At 66.9% G+C, this 15,933-nt stretch carries 17 protein-coding genes; 7 read left to right on the top strand and 10 right to left on the bottom strand.

Annotated elements, in window-relative coordinates; all coding sequences use genetic code 11:
* Window positions 1-47 precede the first annotated feature (47 nt).
* From jaqu_RS11465 to acnA, 3 genes are all read right to left on the bottom strand, one after another.
* The gene (locus tag jaqu_RS11465; protein ID WP_043919101.1) at window positions 48-749 is read right to left on the bottom strand and encodes an HAD family hydrolase; all 702 of its coding nucleotides are present in this window, start codon (window positions 747-749) and stop codon (window positions 48-50) included.
* Window positions 746-1,411 (bottom strand): DUF1223 domain-containing protein, encoded by a 666-nt coding sequence (locus jaqu_RS11460; RefSeq protein WP_043919100.1) that lies wholly within the window; start codon window positions 1,409-1,411, stop codon window positions 746-748. Before jaqu_RS11460 ends, jaqu_RS11465 begins: the two co-directional genes overlap by 4 nt.
* Before the next feature lie 283 nt (window positions 1,412-1,694).
* Window positions 1,695-4,487: an aconitate hydratase AcnA gene (gene acnA, locus jaqu_RS11455; protein ID WP_043919099.1), complete on the bottom strand. Its 2,793-nt coding sequence runs from the start codon at window positions 4,485-4,487 to the stop codon at window positions 1,695-1,697.
* A gap of 226 nt (window positions 4,488-4,713) precedes the next feature.
* Between acnA and xth the strand changes: the two genes are divergently transcribed.
* A complete protein-coding gene (gene xth / locus jaqu_RS11450; RefSeq protein ID WP_043919098.1) occupies window positions 4,714-5,499 on the top strand; it encodes an exodeoxyribonuclease III in 786 nt (261 codons plus the stop codon).
* Window positions 5,500-5,546: 47 nt separating this feature from the next.
* Here xth and jaqu_RS11445 read toward each other — a convergent pair whose 3' ends face one another.
* The 3 genes from jaqu_RS11445 to jaqu_RS11435 form a co-directional block, all read right to left on the bottom strand.
* Window positions 5,547-6,164 (bottom strand): HNH endonuclease, encoded by a 618-nt coding sequence (locus jaqu_RS11445; RefSeq protein ID WP_043919097.1) that lies wholly within the window; start codon window positions 6,162-6,164, stop codon window positions 5,547-5,549.
* 276 nt (window positions 6,165-6,440) lie between these two features.
* A complete protein-coding gene (locus tag jaqu_RS11440) occupies window positions 6,441-7,100 on the bottom strand; it encodes an alpha/beta hydrolase (protein ID WP_043919096.1) in 660 nt (219 codons plus the stop codon).
* On the bottom strand, window positions 7,097-7,720 hold the full coding sequence (locus tag jaqu_RS11435; RefSeq protein ID WP_043919095.1) for a DNA-3-methyladenine glycosylase family protein: 624 nt from the start codon (window positions 7,718-7,720) through the stop codon (window positions 7,097-7,099). The genes jaqu_RS11440 and jaqu_RS11435 overlap by 4 nt, the downstream gene beginning before the upstream one ends.
* A 244-nt stretch (window positions 7,721-7,964) precedes the next feature.
* Here jaqu_RS11435 and jaqu_RS11430 point away from each other — a divergent pair, with 244 nt between their 5' ends.
* A complete protein-coding gene (locus jaqu_RS11430; RefSeq protein WP_043919094.1) occupies window positions 7,965-9,197 on the top strand; it encodes an MFS transporter in 1,233 nt (410 codons plus the stop codon).
* A gap of 12 nt (window positions 9,198-9,209) precedes the next feature.
* Here the strand turns inward: jaqu_RS11430 and jaqu_RS11425 are convergent, their stop codons facing one another.
* The 4 genes from jaqu_RS11425 to jaqu_RS11410 all read right to left on the bottom strand — a co-directional run bounded on the left by jaqu_RS11425 (window position 9,210) and on the right by jaqu_RS11410 (window position 12,676).
* Entirely contained in the window at window positions 9,210-9,524 is a 315-nt protein-coding gene (locus jaqu_RS11425; protein ID WP_043919093.1) for a DUF1272 domain-containing protein, read from the bottom strand.
* Entirely contained in the window at window positions 9,524-10,786 is a 1,263-nt protein-coding gene (locus tag jaqu_RS11420) for an ABC transporter permease subunit (RefSeq protein WP_043919184.1), read from the bottom strand. The genes jaqu_RS11425 and jaqu_RS11420 overlap by 1 nt, the downstream gene beginning before the upstream one ends.
* A 10-nt stretch (window positions 10,787-10,796) precedes the next feature.
* On the bottom strand, window positions 10,797-11,600 hold the full coding sequence (locus jaqu_RS11415; protein ID WP_043919092.1) for a taurine ABC transporter ATP-binding protein: 804 nt from the start codon (window positions 11,598-11,600) through the stop codon (window positions 10,797-10,799).
* Between the two features lie 68 nt (window positions 11,601-11,668).
* The gene (locus tag jaqu_RS11410; RefSeq protein ID WP_043919091.1) at window positions 11,669-12,676 is read right to left on the bottom strand and encodes a taurine ABC transporter substrate-binding protein; all 1,008 of its coding nucleotides are present in this window, start codon (window positions 12,674-12,676) and stop codon (window positions 11,669-11,671) included.
* A 282-nt stretch (window positions 12,677-12,958) separates the two neighbouring features.
* On the opposite strand from jaqu_RS11410, the gene jaqu_RS11405 reads away from it, so the two are divergent.
* From jaqu_RS11405 to jaqu_RS11385, 5 genes are all read left to right on the top strand, one after another.
* A complete protein-coding gene (locus tag jaqu_RS11405) occupies window positions 12,959-14,353 on the top strand; it encodes an aminotransferase family protein (protein WP_043919090.1) in 1,395 nt (464 codons plus the stop codon).
* Between the two features lie 39 nt (window positions 14,354-14,392).
* Window positions 14,393-14,611: a hypothetical protein gene (locus tag jaqu_RS11400; RefSeq protein WP_043919089.1), complete on the top strand. Its 219-nt coding sequence runs from the start codon at window positions 14,393-14,395 to the stop codon at window positions 14,609-14,611.
* A gap of 49 nt (window positions 14,612-14,660) precedes the next feature.
* Window positions 14,661-15,089, top strand: coding sequence for a hypothetical protein (locus jaqu_RS11395; RefSeq protein ID WP_043919088.1), 429 nt, complete (start codon window positions 14,661-14,663; stop codon window positions 15,087-15,089).
* Window positions 15,090-15,237: 148 nt separating this feature from the next.
* Entirely contained in the window at window positions 15,238-15,603 is a 366-nt protein-coding gene (locus jaqu_RS11390; RefSeq protein WP_043919087.1) for a hypothetical protein, read from the top strand.
* A 75-nt stretch (window positions 15,604-15,678) separates the two neighbouring features.
* The gene (locus jaqu_RS11385; RefSeq protein WP_043919086.1) at window positions 15,679-15,912 is read left to right on the top strand and encodes a hypothetical protein; all 234 of its coding nucleotides are present in this window, start codon (window positions 15,679-15,681) and stop codon (window positions 15,910-15,912) included.
* The last annotated feature ends 21 nt before the right edge of the window (window positions 15,913-15,933 follow it).

Below are 15,933 nucleotides of genomic sequence, written 5' to 3'. Positions count from 1 at the left end.
GGACCGTAGCGAGCGATGTGCGAACATTCCGTTAATGCTCGGATCCTTCAGAGAGCCGCGGCCCAATCCTCCAGCAGATCCGCAAGCGCCGAAATATCGGGCAGAACGGCGACCGCGCCGGGAAACGCACTGGCTTCGGCGGTCCCCGTCAGAACGCCGACGAACGGCATCCCTGCCCCGGCCGCCGCTTGTCTGTCCGTCTCTCCATCTCCGACCAACAGCACATCCTTCGGCGCGACCCCCATCGCTCGCGCGGCGGCCAGCGCGCCCCTCGGATCCGGTTTTGCGCCGTGCCCGTCGTCGCAGGCGACCAAGGTGTCGAGAAGGCGCGCGAGGCCCATATGGTCGAGGTGGGTCTCGGCTTCGCGCCGTGTCGCGTTGGTCAGGACGCCCGTGCCAAGGCCGCGGTTGCGCAACCCGCTCAGGACGGCAACCGGATCGCCAACGGGGACTTGCCGAACCGTCGCCAAACGCGCCGTCAACCAGGCCGCGATCGCGTTCTCGTCCCAGCCCGTGGCTTGCGCGATGGATTTGCGAGTCACCCGGTCCGGCTGCGTGACGAAAGCCGCGTCGGGCCGCAGCCGCCCGGCCGACAGGTCGAACCCGATCGCATCGGCCACGCCGGCCGGGTCCGCCTTCGCCTCGGCCGCCAGAGCGGGGACGGCGCCCGCCATCCAATCGTCCCAAGTCGCGCGGAAGTCGGTCAGCGTCCCGTCCTTGTCGAAGAGGACAGCCTTGGGTCGGATCACCGATCCCTGGCCGCACCGAGGATCGCGCTCGGCCGGCCCTTTGCGTCGATCTCCTGCGCAAGGACGACCCGGATCATTCCGTCGCGACGGGCCGGCAGGTCCAGCCCGCCGGGCGCACCATCCCACGATCCGAGGTTTTCCCATCCCTGAACCACGTTCGCGTAGGTGATCGTCCGTCCCGCATTCTCCCCGTGGCCAATGGCAACCTGTATCTCCGGAAGGACATGCGCCATCACGAGGTCGGCGCGGCTGTCCTGGCCGGACAGAAGCAGTCGGTCTCCGTCGATCTCCAGCACTTCCGCACCGCCCGAATGAGCGGACACCGCTTCCGACACTTTCATGCCCTTGGCTCCCGCGATCTGAACCTGCCCGTCGATCACGAATTGCGGGGTGTAGACGACGCTCGATCCTTCGCGCGCTGCATAAGCCTTTTGCCGCTCGGTATGGGCCGCATCGCCGAACGTGTCTTCCCAGCCGATCCAGTCCCAGTAGTCGACATGCAGCGACAACGCGATGACGTCTTCCCGTTCGGCGAGATCATGCAGCATCGCGTCGGCCGGTGGGCACGAGGAGCAACCCTGCGACGTGAAAAGCTCGACCACGACCGGATCGGCAGAGGCCGGAAGGGATATGCAAGCGGTAATGGCGAGGGCGAGGCGCATGGACGGTCCTGTGACTGCGTCTGACCGACCTAACGAGACAAGGGCGTCAATGCCAGATCGTCCGGGTCAACGTTGCGTGAACCTCGCGGCGACGGATGACCGGTCTTTGCGGCGCCTCGCACAGCACGAACCGGCCGGGGCCTCGCACTGCGACGCATGGCCGAGATCGAAAACGTCTCACCGCCGTCGCGGCCCGTTGCGGAGCCGAGACGTCGGATCTGCGCAGATCCCGAAAAGAAAACGGGGCCCTGAGGCCCCGTCCTGTTCCAAATGCAAGACCGGCTTACTCGGCCGCGACCGCGGGCGCGGCAAGGTTGCGCAACACATAGTGCAGCACACCGCCATTCTTGATGTAGTCGATCTCGACCGCCGTATCGATCCGGCACTTGAGCGTGATCGTCTTCTCGCTGCCATCGGCCATCTTGATCTGCGCCTCGACCTCTTGCAGCGGCTTCACGTCGCCGAGGCCCTTGATCGTGACCTCTTCCTGGCCGGTCAGGCCCAGAGACTTGCGCGTATCGCCGCCGGTGAACTCGAACGGGATGACCCCCATGCCCACCAGGTTCGAGCGGTGGATCCGCTCGAAGCTCTCGGCGATGACGGCCTTCACGCCCAGCAACGCAGTACCCTTCGCGGCCCAGTCACGGCTGGATCCGGCGCCGTATTGTTCGCCCCCGAAGACGACCAGCGGCACGCCCTTCTCCTGCCACGCCATCGCGGCATCGTAGATCGAAGTCTGCTCACCGTCCGGCCCCAGCGTGTAGCCGCCCTCGACCCCGTCCAGCATCTCGTTGCGAATGCGGATGTTGGCGAAGGTGCCGCGCATCATCACCTCGTGGTTGCCCCTGCGCGATCCGTAGGAGTTGAACTCCCGCACCGGCACCTGACGCTCCTTGAGGTACTGCCCTGCGGGCGAGGTCTCCTTGAACGACCCGGCGGGGCTGATGTGATCGGTCGTGATCATGTCGCCCAGCACCGCCAGCACGCGGGCACCCACGACATCCTCGATCTCTCCGGCATCGGGCCCCATGCCCTGGAAGTAAGGCGGGTTCTGCACGTAGGTCGAGGTGGGGGGCCAGTCGTACGTCTCCTGTTGGGGCACGTCGACCGCCTGCCATTTCTCGTCGCCCTTGAAGACGTCGGCATACTTCTCCTGGAAGGCCTCGCGGGTCACGGTGCGCTCGACTAGCTCGGCGATCTCGGCTTGGCTCGGCCAGATGTCCTTCAGGAAGACATCGTTGCCGTCCTGATCCTGTCCCAGCGGCTCGGTCGTGATGTCGACATTCATGTCGCCCACCAGCGCGTAGGCCACCACCAGCGGCGGGCTGGCCAGGTAGTTGGCGCGCACGTCGGGGCTGATCCGGCCCTCGAAGTTGCGGTTCCCCGACAGCACCGACGTGGCGATCAGATCGTTGTCGTTGATGCACTTGCTGATCTCGGGCGCCAGCGGGCCGCTGTTGCCGATGCAGGTGGTGCAGCCATAGCCCACGAGGTTGAAACCGATCGCGTCAAGGTCTTCCTGAAGCTCGGCCGCTTCCAGATAGGCGCTCACGACCTGCGAGCCCGGCGCCAGCGACGTCTTCACCCACGGCTTGCGGTTCAGACCCTTCTCGCGCGCTTTCCGCGCCACCAGGCCCGCGCCGATCATCACGTAGGGGTTCGACGTGTTGGTACAGGACGTGATCGACGCGATCACGATCGAGCCGTCATGCATCTGCGCGCGATCGGCCTCGCCCCCGTTGATATAGCCACGCGCGTGGTGGCCCTCATCGCCAGGGATGTCGACAGGCTCGGGCGCGCCGCCTTCACCTTCCCAGCGGATCTCGGCCTTTGCGGACGCATCCTCGCCGGACCGCACGCCCTTGACGTATTCGCCGAAGGCTTTCGCCGCCCGGTCCAGCGCGATGTAGTCCTGCGGCCGTTTCGGGCCGGAGATCGCGGGGACGATCGTTCCCATGTCCAGATGCAGCGTGTCGGTATAGACCGGCGCGTAATCGGCGTCGCGCCACATGCCGTTGGCCTTGGCATAGGCCTCGACAAGCGCGATCCGGTCTTCATCCCGCCCCGTGGTGCGCAGGTAGCGCAGCGTCTCGCCGTCGATGGGGAAGAAGCCGCAGGTCGCGCCGTATTCGGGCGCCATGTTGGCGATCGTTGCCCGATCCGCCAGCGGCAGCGTGTCGAGACCAGCGCCGTAGAACTCGACGAACTTGCCGACCACGCCCTTTTCGCGAAGCATCTCGACCACTTTCAGCACGAGATCGGTGCCGGTCGTGCCCTCGACCATCTGGCCTGTCAGCTCGAAGCCCACGACCTCGGGGATCAACATGGAGATCGGCTGACCCAGCATCGCGGCCTCGGCCTCGATGCCTCCCACGCCCCAGCCCAGGACGGCCGCGCCGTTGACCATGGTCGTGTGGCTGTCGGTGCCCACCAGAGTATCCGGATAGGCGACCTCGGTCCCGTCCTGATCGGCGTCGGTCCAGACGGTCTGCGCCAGGTATTCAAGGTTCACCTGGTGACAGATCCCGGTGCCCGGCGGCACCACGCGGAAGTTCTGAAACGCGGTCTGGCCCCATTTGAGGAACTGGTACCGCTCCATGTTGCGCTCATATTCGCGATCCACGTTCATCTGGAAGGCGCGCGGATTGCCGAACTCGTCGATCATGACCGAATGGTCGATGACCAGATCGACCGGGTTCAGAGGGTTGATCTTCTGCGCGTCGCCGCCGAGGCCCACGATCCCGTCGCGCATCGCAGCGAGGTCCACGACGGCGGGAACGCCGGTGAAATCCTGCATCAGGACGCGGGCGGGCCGATAGGCGATCTCCCGGGGGTTCTTGCCGCCCTTGGCGGCCCAGTCCGCAAAGGCCTTCGCGTCGTCGGTCGAAACCGTCGCGCCGCCATCCTCGAAGCGCAAGATGTTTTCCAGCACCACCTTGAGCGCCGCAGGCAACTTCGAGAAGTCGCCCAGTCCGGCCTCGGTGGCGGCATCCAGCGAGTAGTAGGCGTAGGTCTTGCCGCCGACGCTCAGCTCGCGGCGGGTCTTGGCAGTGTCGGTTCCGACTTCGATGGTCATGCGGGGTTCCTCCGGTCAGGCCTGGCTTGCGCGCGGTTTGCCCGATCCCGCGCCCCGGCGCAAGTGCATACCGTGGTATACCGCACTGGCATGCTGTCGCACCGCCCCCTCTCGGGTCCTCTTCTCGGCCGAAATAGTCCGGGGGGCGCTGCTGGCGCGGGGGCAGCGCCCCCTCCAGCCGCGCAACCGGGTGACAAGGCCGCGACCGTGCCCTAACGATGCCGCCATGCGCATCGCCACCTTCAACATCAACGGCGTCAAGGCCCGGGCCCAGACGCTGCAATCCTGGCTCAGGGAAGACGCCCCGGACGTCGCCGTCCTGCAAGAAATCAAGTCGACCGACGGGGCGTTCCCCCGCGACCTGGTCGAGGACGAGGGCTACACCCTCCACACCCACGGCCAGAAGGGCTTCAACGGCGTGGCCTTCGCCGCCAAGATCCCGCTGGAAGATATCACGCGCGGCCTGCCCGGCGACGATGCGGACGAGCAGGCGCGCTATATCGAGGCGACCGCGATCGGCGAGGCGGGCGCGGTCAGGATCTGCGGGCTCTACCTGCCCAACGGCAATCCCGCGCCGGGGCCGAAATACGACTACAAGCTCGCCTGGATGGAGCGGCTGGAGACCCGCGCCCGCGCCATGCTGGCCGAGGAAACGCCCTTTCTGATGACGGGCGACTTCAATGTCATCCCGCAGGACGAGGACGCGGCCGCCCCCGCGAAATGGCATGACGACGCGCTTGCCCGGCCGGAGACCCGCGCCGCCTGGCGCCGCCTCTGCAATCTCGGCCTGACCGAGGCGTTCCGCACCCGCCATCCGGGCCAGCCGGGGCATTACTCCTTCTGGGATTATCAGGCCGGCGCCTGGGACAGGAACGACGGTATCCGCATCGACCACTTCCTGCTGTCGCCATGGGTCGCCGACCGGATGACCGACTGCACGATCCAGACCGAAATGCGCGGCCGCGAGAAACCCTCGGACCACGTTCCCGTCTGGCTGGACCTGGATCTCTAGCGGCCCCCGCTCGGGGTCATTTCGCCCCGTTCGCGCGGCCGACGCCGTCAGGCCTCCAGTTCGGCATCCCAGTAAAGGAAGTCCATCCAGCTTTCATGCAGATGGTTCGGCGGGAATTTCCGACCGAGATTCATCAGCTGTCCGGACGAGGGCTGCTTCGGCGGCTTGCGCAGCGAAAAGCCCACCTGCTTGAGCGACCGCGATCCCTTGCGAAGGTTGCACCGCCCACAGGCCGCGACGACGTTTTCCCACGACGTCACGCCCCCGCGGGCGCGCGGGATCACGTGATCGAAGGTCAGGTCGCCCTTGGCGCCGCAATACTGGCACTGGAATTCGTCCCGCAGGAACAGGTTGAAGCGGGTGAACGCGACCCTCTTCTGAGGCTGCACATAGTCCCGCAGCACGACGACCGACGGGATCCGGATCGTGGTCGAAGGAGAGCGTACGACCTCTTCGTACTCGCTGACGATCGTCACGCGGTCCAGCACGGCCGCCTTCACCGCCTCCTGCCACGGCCAGAGCGACAGGGGCAGGTAAGAGAGCGGCCGGTAATCCGCATTCAGCACGAGCGCCGGGAAATGCCGCGTCCCGGCAGGGTCGCGCACGAAACTGGTGCGGAATTCCGGACTTCGATCCGGGTCTGATCTGGGACTCGTCGCTGGCATCCGGTCATTCCTCTAACCGGCCCCGCGGCTCGGGGCGCGAGGCCCTCTCAGGTCGGACTATATCTGGCGTCCGATCCCGTTCAAGTGCCCATATGGCGGGGGCCGGTGACGACCCTGTGACAGTTATTCACAGACCACACAGGACGCCCGGCACATTCCCTGCCGCAAAGCTGACGGGGCGCACCAGGCTTCTTCTCGGCCCGGACTTGCCCCGGAGTGCGCGGCGCTGCGCCCCCGGAAGGAAAAAAGAGAACCCGAGCCAACACGTCCGGAGGATCAGTCTTCCAGCCCCAGGACGTCCCGCATGAAGCCCAGCGAGACCGACAGGCCATCCGGTGCGATACCGTGGCCGGTCCCCTTCATCACATGCGCATAGAGCCGTTCGAACCCTGCCTGCTCCAGCGCCTCGGCGGCCAGCGGCAGCGATTGAGGCGGAACCACCTCATCGGCATCTCCGTGAACCAGCAGGATCGGCATCCGCACCTGCACCTCGTCGGCCAACCGCTCCGGCGCCAGCAAACGGCCGGAGAAGCCCACGATGCCCGCGACCGCCTCTCTCCTGCGCGGGGCGACATGCAGCGACATCATCGTCCCCTGACTGAAGCCGAAGAGCACCACGTCCTTGGCCGCGACCCCCTCGCGCTCCATCGCCTCGTCGAGAAAGGCGTTCAGATCGGCGACCGCGCGTTCCATACCCGCCATCGCCTCTTCTTCCGAGGACCCGTCGATCCAGGGAATCGGGAACCACTGGAACCCCATCGGGTTCGCGACGCTCCGCTCGGGCGCATCGGGGGACAGGAAGGCGGTGCCCGGCGTGTGCTCTGCCAGTGGGTCGGCAAGGCCGATTAGGTCGGCCCCGTTGGCGCCATAGCCGTGGACGAAGATCACCAGCCGGTCGGGGCTCTCGGGCCCCCGGCGTTCGAATGCAAGCGTCACGCGATGCCCTCCCGGTCCTTGGCCACGTGGTAGTAGGACCACAGCAGCCGCGCCGCAACCGACCGCCACGGCGCCCAGGCCTCGGCCATCTCGCGCAGCGGCCGCTCCTTGGGGCGGTCGGGCAGATCGAACAGCACGCGCGCCGATTCCTGCAATGCGAGATCGGCAGGCGCGAAGACATCGGCATGGCCCAGGCTGAACATCGCATAGATCTCGGCCGTCCAGCGGCCGATGCCAGGCACGCGGATCAATGTCTCGACCACCTCCTCGGTCGGCGCTGTGCGCAAGGCGCGCCAGTCGATCCGCGCGGCGGCGAGTTCGCGCAGATAGCGGATCTTCTGACGGCTCAGCCCGCAGGCGCGCAACTCGTCGTCGCTGGCCCACATCACCTTGCGGGGCCCGGTGATCCCGGCGGCGCGACACTTGGCGCTGATGGCCCGCGCTGCGGCCACGCTGACCTGCTGGCTGATGATGGCGTTCTGAAGCGCGACAAAGCCGTCCCCCCGCCGCCGCAGCGGCAGGGGTCCCGTCTCGCGCAAGGCGGCGGCGAAGCGCGGCTCGACGGCGGCAAGCCAAGCCGCGCCCTCGGCCACATCGTCCGGAGTCTCGATGATTCGCATCTCTCTGCAGGCCAGGCCGCGCCCTCTCCGTTCTGCCAGACGACCGCACGCGCGGGTGGCGGGCCAGTCGCGTCAATTCGTATGCGTCCACATGTGCGAGGCGGAGAGCGGGGATCAACCCGCTCCTTGCTGTCCGCCCCACGCGATCGGGAATGCGAGGCCCCGTCCCGCCCGCGCGCGGGCCAAGCGTATCCACACAATCCAGCGCTGGACGCTGCCCCCGCCCCGCGCTTATCCCGGAGCCATGACGAGCCCGGCCGACATTCCCAGCGACGCCCCCCTCGTGGACGATCGCCGCGCGCGGCGGAACGTCTGGGTTCTGGTAGCGGCACAGGCGATCCTCGGCGCGCAGATGCCTTTGCATTTCATCGCCGGCGGGCTGGCGGGCATGACGCTCGCGCCCACGCCGCTGATGGCGACGCTGCCGATCAGCCTGATCGTGATCGGCTCGATGACGACGGCGCCCTGGATCAGCCCGTTCATGCAGCGTTTCGGGCGCCGGTCGGGCTTCGTTCTGGGCGCACTGGCCGGGGCTGGCGGCGCGCTTCTCTGCGTCGCGGGCCTTGTCTGGAGCAGCTTCGTCCTGTTCCTCCTCGGCTCCTACGCGACCGGCATCTACATGAGCGCGCAGGGCTTCTACCGGTTCGCCGCGACCGATACCGCGTCAGACGATTTCAAGCCCAAGGCCATCAGCTACGTCATGGCCGGGGGCCTGCTCAGCGCGCTGATCGGGCCGCAACTGGTCAAGGCGACCTCCGACGTCACGCTGACCCCCTTCCTTGCGACCTATCTCGCGGCGGCCGCGCTCAACCTTGCGGGGATGTGGCTGTTCTTCGCGCTCGACATCCCGCGCCCGCCGCGGCCTGCACCGGGCGCGGATCGCGGCCGCTCCTGGTCGGAACTCCTCTCGGATCCGGTGATCGCGGTGGCAATCATCTGCGCGATGGTCAGCTACGCCCTGATGAACCTGGTGATGACCTCGACGCCGCTTGCGGTCGTGGGCTGCGGCTTCGGCGTCGGCAACGCCTCGGACATCGTGGCCGCCCATGTCGTGGCGATGTTCGCCCCCAGCTTCTTCACGGGCCACCTGATCGCTCGCTTCGGCACGACCACCATCGTCGGCGCGGGCCTCGCGCTGCTGGCGGCGGCCGGCCTCGCGGGGCTTTCCGGGACCGAACTCGTCAATTTCTATCTCGCCCTGATCCTTCTCGGCCTCGGATGGAATTTCGGCTTCATCGGCGCCACGACCATGCTGACCCGCGCGCACGCCCCGCACGAGCGCGGGACCGTGCAGGGCCTCAATGACGCGATGGTCTTCGGCCTCGTCTCGCTGGCATCGCTGTCCTCGGGCGGGTTGATGAACTCTGCCGACACGGCCGAACTCGGATGGGCCGCCGTGAATTGGGCGATGGCGCCGTTCCTGACGCTGGCGGGCGGCGCGCTGGTCTGGCTGGTCTTCGCGCGCAAGCCGGCCTGAAGCGGCGGGCGCCTATCGCGCCTCCGGCGGCAGATCCCGCAACCGCTGCACGATCTCGTCCACATCCTCGCGGCGCCATCTCGACAGCACGCGCGTGATCGAGGCGGGCTGGTTTGCAAGCCCCAGCCTCGGCGCCTCGCGATGGGCGTGCCGCGGCCGGATCGGACGCGGCACGAGGCCCCCGCCGCAAGTCGCGCACACATTGTGGAGCACGTCGCGCACGCAATCCGCGCAATAGGTGCATTCGTATAAACAGATCATCGCGTCCGCGCTATCGGGCGGCAGATCCCGGTCGCACCATTCGCAATTGGGCCTGATCTGGAGCATCAGCTCCGCCCCTTCCACGGGACGAGCCAGCTCTCGGCCTTGCGCATCAGGATGTCGATGCCGAAGCCGATGATGCCGATGAGGATGATCCCCATCACCACGATATAGGTCTGCTGGAACTTGGACGCCGTGGTGATCATCATCCCCGCGCCGACATTCGCGGCCACAAGCTCGGCCGCGACCACCGTCCCCCAGCAGACGCCCATGGCGACACGCGCGGCGGTGAAGATCTCGGGCAGAGAGTTCGGAATGATGACATGGCGCAGGATCTGCGTCTTGCTTGCCCCCAGCGAATAGGCGGCGTGGACCTTGGTGATGTTCACACCGGACACGCCCGCCCGTGCCCCGATCGCCATGATCCAGAGCGCCGCGAGGAACAGCAGCACCACCTTCCCCGTCTCGTCGATGCCGAACCAGATGATCACCAGCGGGATCAGGGCCAGCGGCGGAACCGGACGCATGAATTCCACGATCGGGTCGAACCAGCCGCGGAACCAGTTGCTCAACCCCATCGCATAGCCCAGCGGGATGCCGATCAGCGCGCCGAAGAAGAACCCGGCCAGCACCCGGAACAGCGAATATCCCAGATGCTCAAGCAGGGTGTAGTTGCGGTACCCGTCGGTCGCCACTTCGCTCAGCGCGGCCCACACCCGCTCGGGCGACGGCAGGTAGAGCGGCTGCATCTGGAAGCCCCGCTCGGGCACGAAGTTCAGGCTACCCCGCGCGTTCATCGTGACGCGGCCATCCGCGGTCTGGACGGTTTCGTTGAAGCCGATGGGCTGGCCGTCGATGGCGGTGACCGCATAGCCGTCCTCGCGCCCGCCCTCGTCGTTGCGTTCCACCCGAATGATAGCGGAGTTGTAGACGGCGATCCGCTCGGCGTCGTTCCTGGCGAAGCCGTCGCCTTCCTCGATCGCGGGGTCCTCCACATCGGCACCGAATTCGTGCACCCGCACCGTGACCGTCGCCTCGTCCGTCTCGCCGGACGCGTTCCGGGCCGTGTAGGTGAACGAGGTGTCGCCCATGAACGGTCCGGGCACGTGGATCGGCGACAGGCTGGACCCGGTGAAGGCGCCCCAGATCAGGAACAGCACGACGACCGAGATGACGCTGGCCCAGCGGTTCGGTCGCACCGCGCTTTCGTCGCCGAAAGTCACCGTCTTCAGCGAGGTGTAGTCCTTGGGCCGCGCCCGCGCCGTGATCGCCGTGACCACGAAGGCCGAGAGCGCGAAGAGGACGATGTAGACGAGGACGATCAGCAATCCGGTCATGTCACGCAGTCTCCGTCCGGCCCATGATCTCTTCCTCCATCTCCCAGATCATCGTCAGGATCTCTTCGCGGGTGGTGGCGAAATCGGGGTGTTTCTTGACCTGTCGCAGGTCCGCGCCCACGCCGGCTTCGGCGAAGGGCAGACGGTACTCCTTGTGGATCCGGCCCGGACGCGGCGCCATGACCAGCAGCCGCTCGCCCAGGAGAAGCGCCTCCTCCACCGAGTGGGTGATCAGGATGATGGTCTTGCCGGTCTCCTTCCAGAGTTCCAGTACCAGGCCCTGCATCTTCTCTCGGGTCAGCGCGTCCAGCGCGCCCAACGGCTCGTCCATCAGGATGACGTCCGGGTCGTTGGCCAAGCAGCGGGCCAGCGCCACGCGCTGCTGCATCCCGCCCGAAAGCTCGTAGATCGCCTTGTCCTTGAAATCCTTCAGGCCGGTGATCTCCAGCAGGTGGTCGGACTTTTCGCGCCGCTCCGCCACGGGCGCGCCCTTCATGCGCGGACCGAACTCGACATTGTCGCGCACGCTCATCCATTCGAAGAGGGCACCTTGCTGGAACACCATTCCGCGCTCGGCATCCGGTCCTTTCACATCGTGCCCGTTCAGGACGATCCGCCCCTCCGTCGGAGCGAGGAACCCGGCGACGATGTTCAGTAGCGTCGTCTTCCCGCAACCCGACGGGCCCAGCACGCTCAGCAGCTCGCCGTTCTTCAGATCCAGCGACACGTCCTTGAGCGCCTGGACATGGCTGCCATTGGGCAGGTCGAAGCGCATCGAGAGCTTCTCGATGGATAATCCGGTCATCCCTGTCCCCCTTGCCCCGCTCTCGGGGGCCGATTGACCGGGGGCGACGAGGCCGCCCCCGGCGCCGATCACATGCCCTGCGCGTCCTGTAGCGGCTCGACGTTGATCAGGTCTTCATAGCTGTCCAGCGCCGAGGGAATCGATCCCGCCTCGACGAAGACGTCCGCCACGCCCTTCATGAAGGTCGCCGCATTGGCGCCCAGCCAGGCGTCGGACAGCTGCTGATCGATGGTCGGGAACTCGAACGTGTCGAGCGAGGCCTGCGTCGCCTCGGTGTCCATGCCGGATTCGTCGGCGATGACGGCCAGCATCTCGTCCGTGGGGTTTGCCGCCCATTCCGCATTCGCGTCCGCCGTCGCCTTTACGAAGGCAGCGACCAGATCCGGGTTCTCGGCCACGAACTCGGCCGGGGCCGAGGTCACGTCGAAGACTAGGATGCCCAGCTCCTGCTTCTCGGCGCCGGTCAGCAGGATGTTCCCCGCCTCCTTCATGCGGTTCAGCGATCCGCCCCAGCCGCAGGCCATGTCCACCGATCCCTGATCCAGCGCGGCCGCGCCCTCTGGCGGGGCCATGTCGACGACCTCCATGGTCGAGATGTCGACGTCGAAATGCTCCATCTGGCGCAGGAAGCCGTAATGCGCCGCGGTGCCCAATGGCACGGCGGCCTTCTTGCCCGACAGGTCCGCCGCGTTGTCGGCGGTGATCTCCAGATCCTCCCGGACGACGCAATTGTCGTTGTCGGCATAGCTGACGGCCACGTCGACGATTTGCAGGTTCTGGCCCGCGCTGGTGGCGACCACGAAGGGCGGCACACCCTGGCTGACGCTGATCTGCACGTCGCCCGAGGCCATCGCGGCGCTCATCGCGGTGCCGGTGTCGAAGCTGACCCAGTTCACCGTCACACCCAGGGCCTCGTCATAGGCGCCGGACGCCTTTGCGGCCAGGAACGGCATCGGCCATTCCAGGAAGTAGCCCACCGTGATTTCTTCAAGATGGGCGTCTGCCATCGCCATCTGCGCGCCGGACAGCGCGGCCACCGCGGCTGCGGCGCCCATCAGCTTGGATTTCAGGGTCATGTCGGTCTCCCGTTGGATATGTGTCGGGCGGCATCTCTCTCGGCCGCCTTGATCTGCACCCCAGCATCGCAGGGGCGTCCACGCAAGCAGAGCCTAAGCGCGACGCGAGAGCGCTGACAAGCGACCCGGCGTCACTTCCCCGATGTGGACCGATCCTGACGGATAATCTGGCCCTATCCCGCTCACGATTTCGCTGCCCTACTTGCGGGCGGCATGATATTCGTGCGCTGTGCGAAGACGGGCGGGCCACGCCCCTCGCCAGATCAGTCCCGGAGGTCAGTGATGAAGGATTTCAACGCGAACGACCTGAGCCATGTGGTCGAGGCGGACCGTGCCCATATCTGGCACCACCTCATGCCCCACAAATCGCTCGAGACGACGGATCCCCGGATCATCGTCGAGGGCAAGGGGATGCGCGTCTGGGACCAGCACGGCAAGGAACATCTCGACGCCGTGTCCGGCGGCGTCTGGACGGTCAATGTCGGCTACGGCCGGACAGAGATCGCGGATGCCGTCCGCGACCAGCTCGTCAAGATGAACTACTTCGCGCAAACCCTTGGCAGCATTCCGGGATCGCTGTTCGCGGAACGGCTTCTCGACAAGATGCCGGGGCTCAGCCGCGTCTTCTACACCAATTCCGGATCCGAGGCGAACGAGCAGGCGTTCAAGATGATCCGCCAGATCGCCCAGACGCGCCACGGTGGCAAGAAGTGGAAGATCCTCTACCGTGACCGCGACTATCACGGCACCACCATCGGCTGCATGTCCGCCGGGGGTCAGGACGAACGCAACGAGCAATACGGCCCCTTCGCCCCCGGCTTCGTGCGCGTCCCTCACTGCCTCGAATACCGCAAGCACGACCAGGGCTGGGGCGACCTGTCCGGAGAGGATTACGGCCGCCGCGCCGCCGACGCCATCGAAGAGGTCATCCTCGCCGAAGGCCCCGATACCGTCGGTGCCATCTGTCTCGAGCCGATCACGGCAGGCGGCGGCGTCATCGTCCCGCCCCCCGGCTACTGGGAGCGCGTGCAGGAGATCGTCGACAAATACGACCTGATCCTCCACATCGACGAGGTCGTCTGCGGCATCGGCCGGACGGGCACCTGGTTCGGCTACCAGCATTACGGCGTGCGCCCCGATATCGTGACAATGGCGAAGGGTGTCGCCTCGGGCTATGCCGCCATCTCCTGCGTCGCGACGACCGAAGAGGTGTTCGACACCTTCAAATCCGCCCCCGACGATCCGATGAACTTCTTCCGCGCCGTCTCCACCTTCGGGGGGTGCGCCGCCGGGCCCGTCGCAGCCCTCAAGAACATGGAGATCATCGAGACCGAGGACCTGCTCCGGAACACGCAGGCCATGGGCGAACGCCTGCTGGACAACCTTCACGCGCTGGCCGAACGCCACGCAGCCATCGGGGACGTGCGCGGCAAGGGCCTCTTCTGCGGCATCGAACTCGTCGCCGACCGCGACACGCGAGAGCCTCTGCCGGAGGCGCAGGTCAAGGCCATTGCCGCCGACTGCATGCAGCAGGGCTACGTGATCGGGGCGTCGAACCGCTCGGTCCCCAAGCGCAACAACTGCCTGCTCTTCAGCCCGGCGCTGATCGCGACGGCCGACGACATCGACGCCATCACCGCCTCGGTTGACGAGGCGATGGGCCGCGTCCTCTCCTGATGCCTTGCCGGCCCTCCGGGGCCGGCTAAGTCCTTAGAGATGAAGGACGGACCGACCAGGATCCTGCTCGACAGCCTCGCCATCGGCGTCGTGGTGTCGACCCTTCTGCTCGAAGCCATGATGCTGCTCGACATCTTCGGGGCACGCGAGGGGCTGCGGGCCATGGGGCCATTGATGCTGACCGTCGTCTGGGCCCATCTCGCCATGCTGGCGGCGCCGATCGGCACGCTCGTCCTGCTTGGCCGGGACGAGGAATAGCCCGCGCACCGACCCAATCCGGCTCGATTTCGAGGCGATCAGGTCCGGCATGCGAAAGCTGCACCCTCTCGACGAACGCAATCGCTCCGCGCCCCCTCCACCTGCGGACGGTCCCATCGTCGACATGCGCGCCGAGGCGAAGGCACGCAAGGCGCGCGTCCGGTCGGCCGAGCGCGAGGCACGGCGCAGCGTCCCGCTCTGGGCAAGGCTGTTCCTGCCCGGCGCCGCCGTTCTGGCCCTGTTCCGCGGGGAAAGCGCCCGCCAGCGCGCCGAAGGCAGGAGCGCGCCCGCGATGATCCTCAGCGTGCTGGCCGCCGTCGCGCTGTATCTGCTGCTCTTCACCCTCTCCAATCCGACCGTCGGCCAAGTCGGCGATCCCGATACGGGCGTGACCGTTCTCGGGCTCACGGTCTACGAGCCGAAGACATATCTCCAGGCCGTTTGGGACGTCCTGACACGGGACGGCGAGACACCCTGAGAGCGGGCGGCATACTGCTCGCCGCACCCCAGGCCCCCGGACCCGGATCGCCGGGCAACGCCCCGTGGGGCCACACCCCTCCTCGCCAAGCGGCGGCGCGGCGCCGGGCGGCCAAATCCCTGCCGCATTCGCCCGCCATGGGATCGGCATGGCGAAGTCGTTCCACCCGCTCGACACCAGGCACCCCCGCAACGCGGTTCCGCGCGACGAGGGGCCGATCACGAATATGCGCGGGACCGCGCAGGCAAGATCCGGCAGCGCGCCGGTCGTCCGCTCCGAAAGACCGTCCAAGGTCCGGGCCGCCACCGCCCCTGCATCCGCCAAGGCGGCTCCTCGTCCCGCGCCCGCCTGGGGCGCCGCCGCTCCGGCGCGGAAGCAATCGAAGGCGCCTGCCCCGCTGGTCGTTCTGGCGATCGGAGGGGTCATTCTCTACGTCGCGATCACCGATGTGGCCGCACCTCTGTCCGCCCTTTTCGACGAAGCGACGATCCGCTCCATTGATCTCGGCTTCTGACATGACAGCCGCGTGGAAAGCCGGATTTCGGCTTCTTTACTGGATGTTAGGAAGCTCCGGCCTAGATGAGCCCTCATGAACCGGCACGTTCGTCAGGTCCTGAACGAATGGCTCGATTGCCTCGCCATGGGCGTGATCCTGTCGACGGCCTTCACCTGCTTCCTTCTGATCAACGATGTCTCGCGCTTTGCGACGACCACGGCGAATGACGGCGGCTCTGCGGTGCGGATCACGTTCTGGCTGCTGATGGCGATCATCCTCGCCCCCATGACCGGCGCCACCGACCGCTGGTTCCGCCGCCGCCGCTGATCGCGGCACCCGGCCACAACA

Origin of the sequence: Jannaschia aquimarina, assembly GCF_000877395.1 — a bacterium.
Classification (GTDB): Bacteria; Pseudomonadota; Alphaproteobacteria; order Rhodobacterales; family Rhodobacteraceae; genus Jannaschia; species Jannaschia aquimarina.
This window is presented reverse-complemented; position numbering and strand designations above follow the sequence as displayed.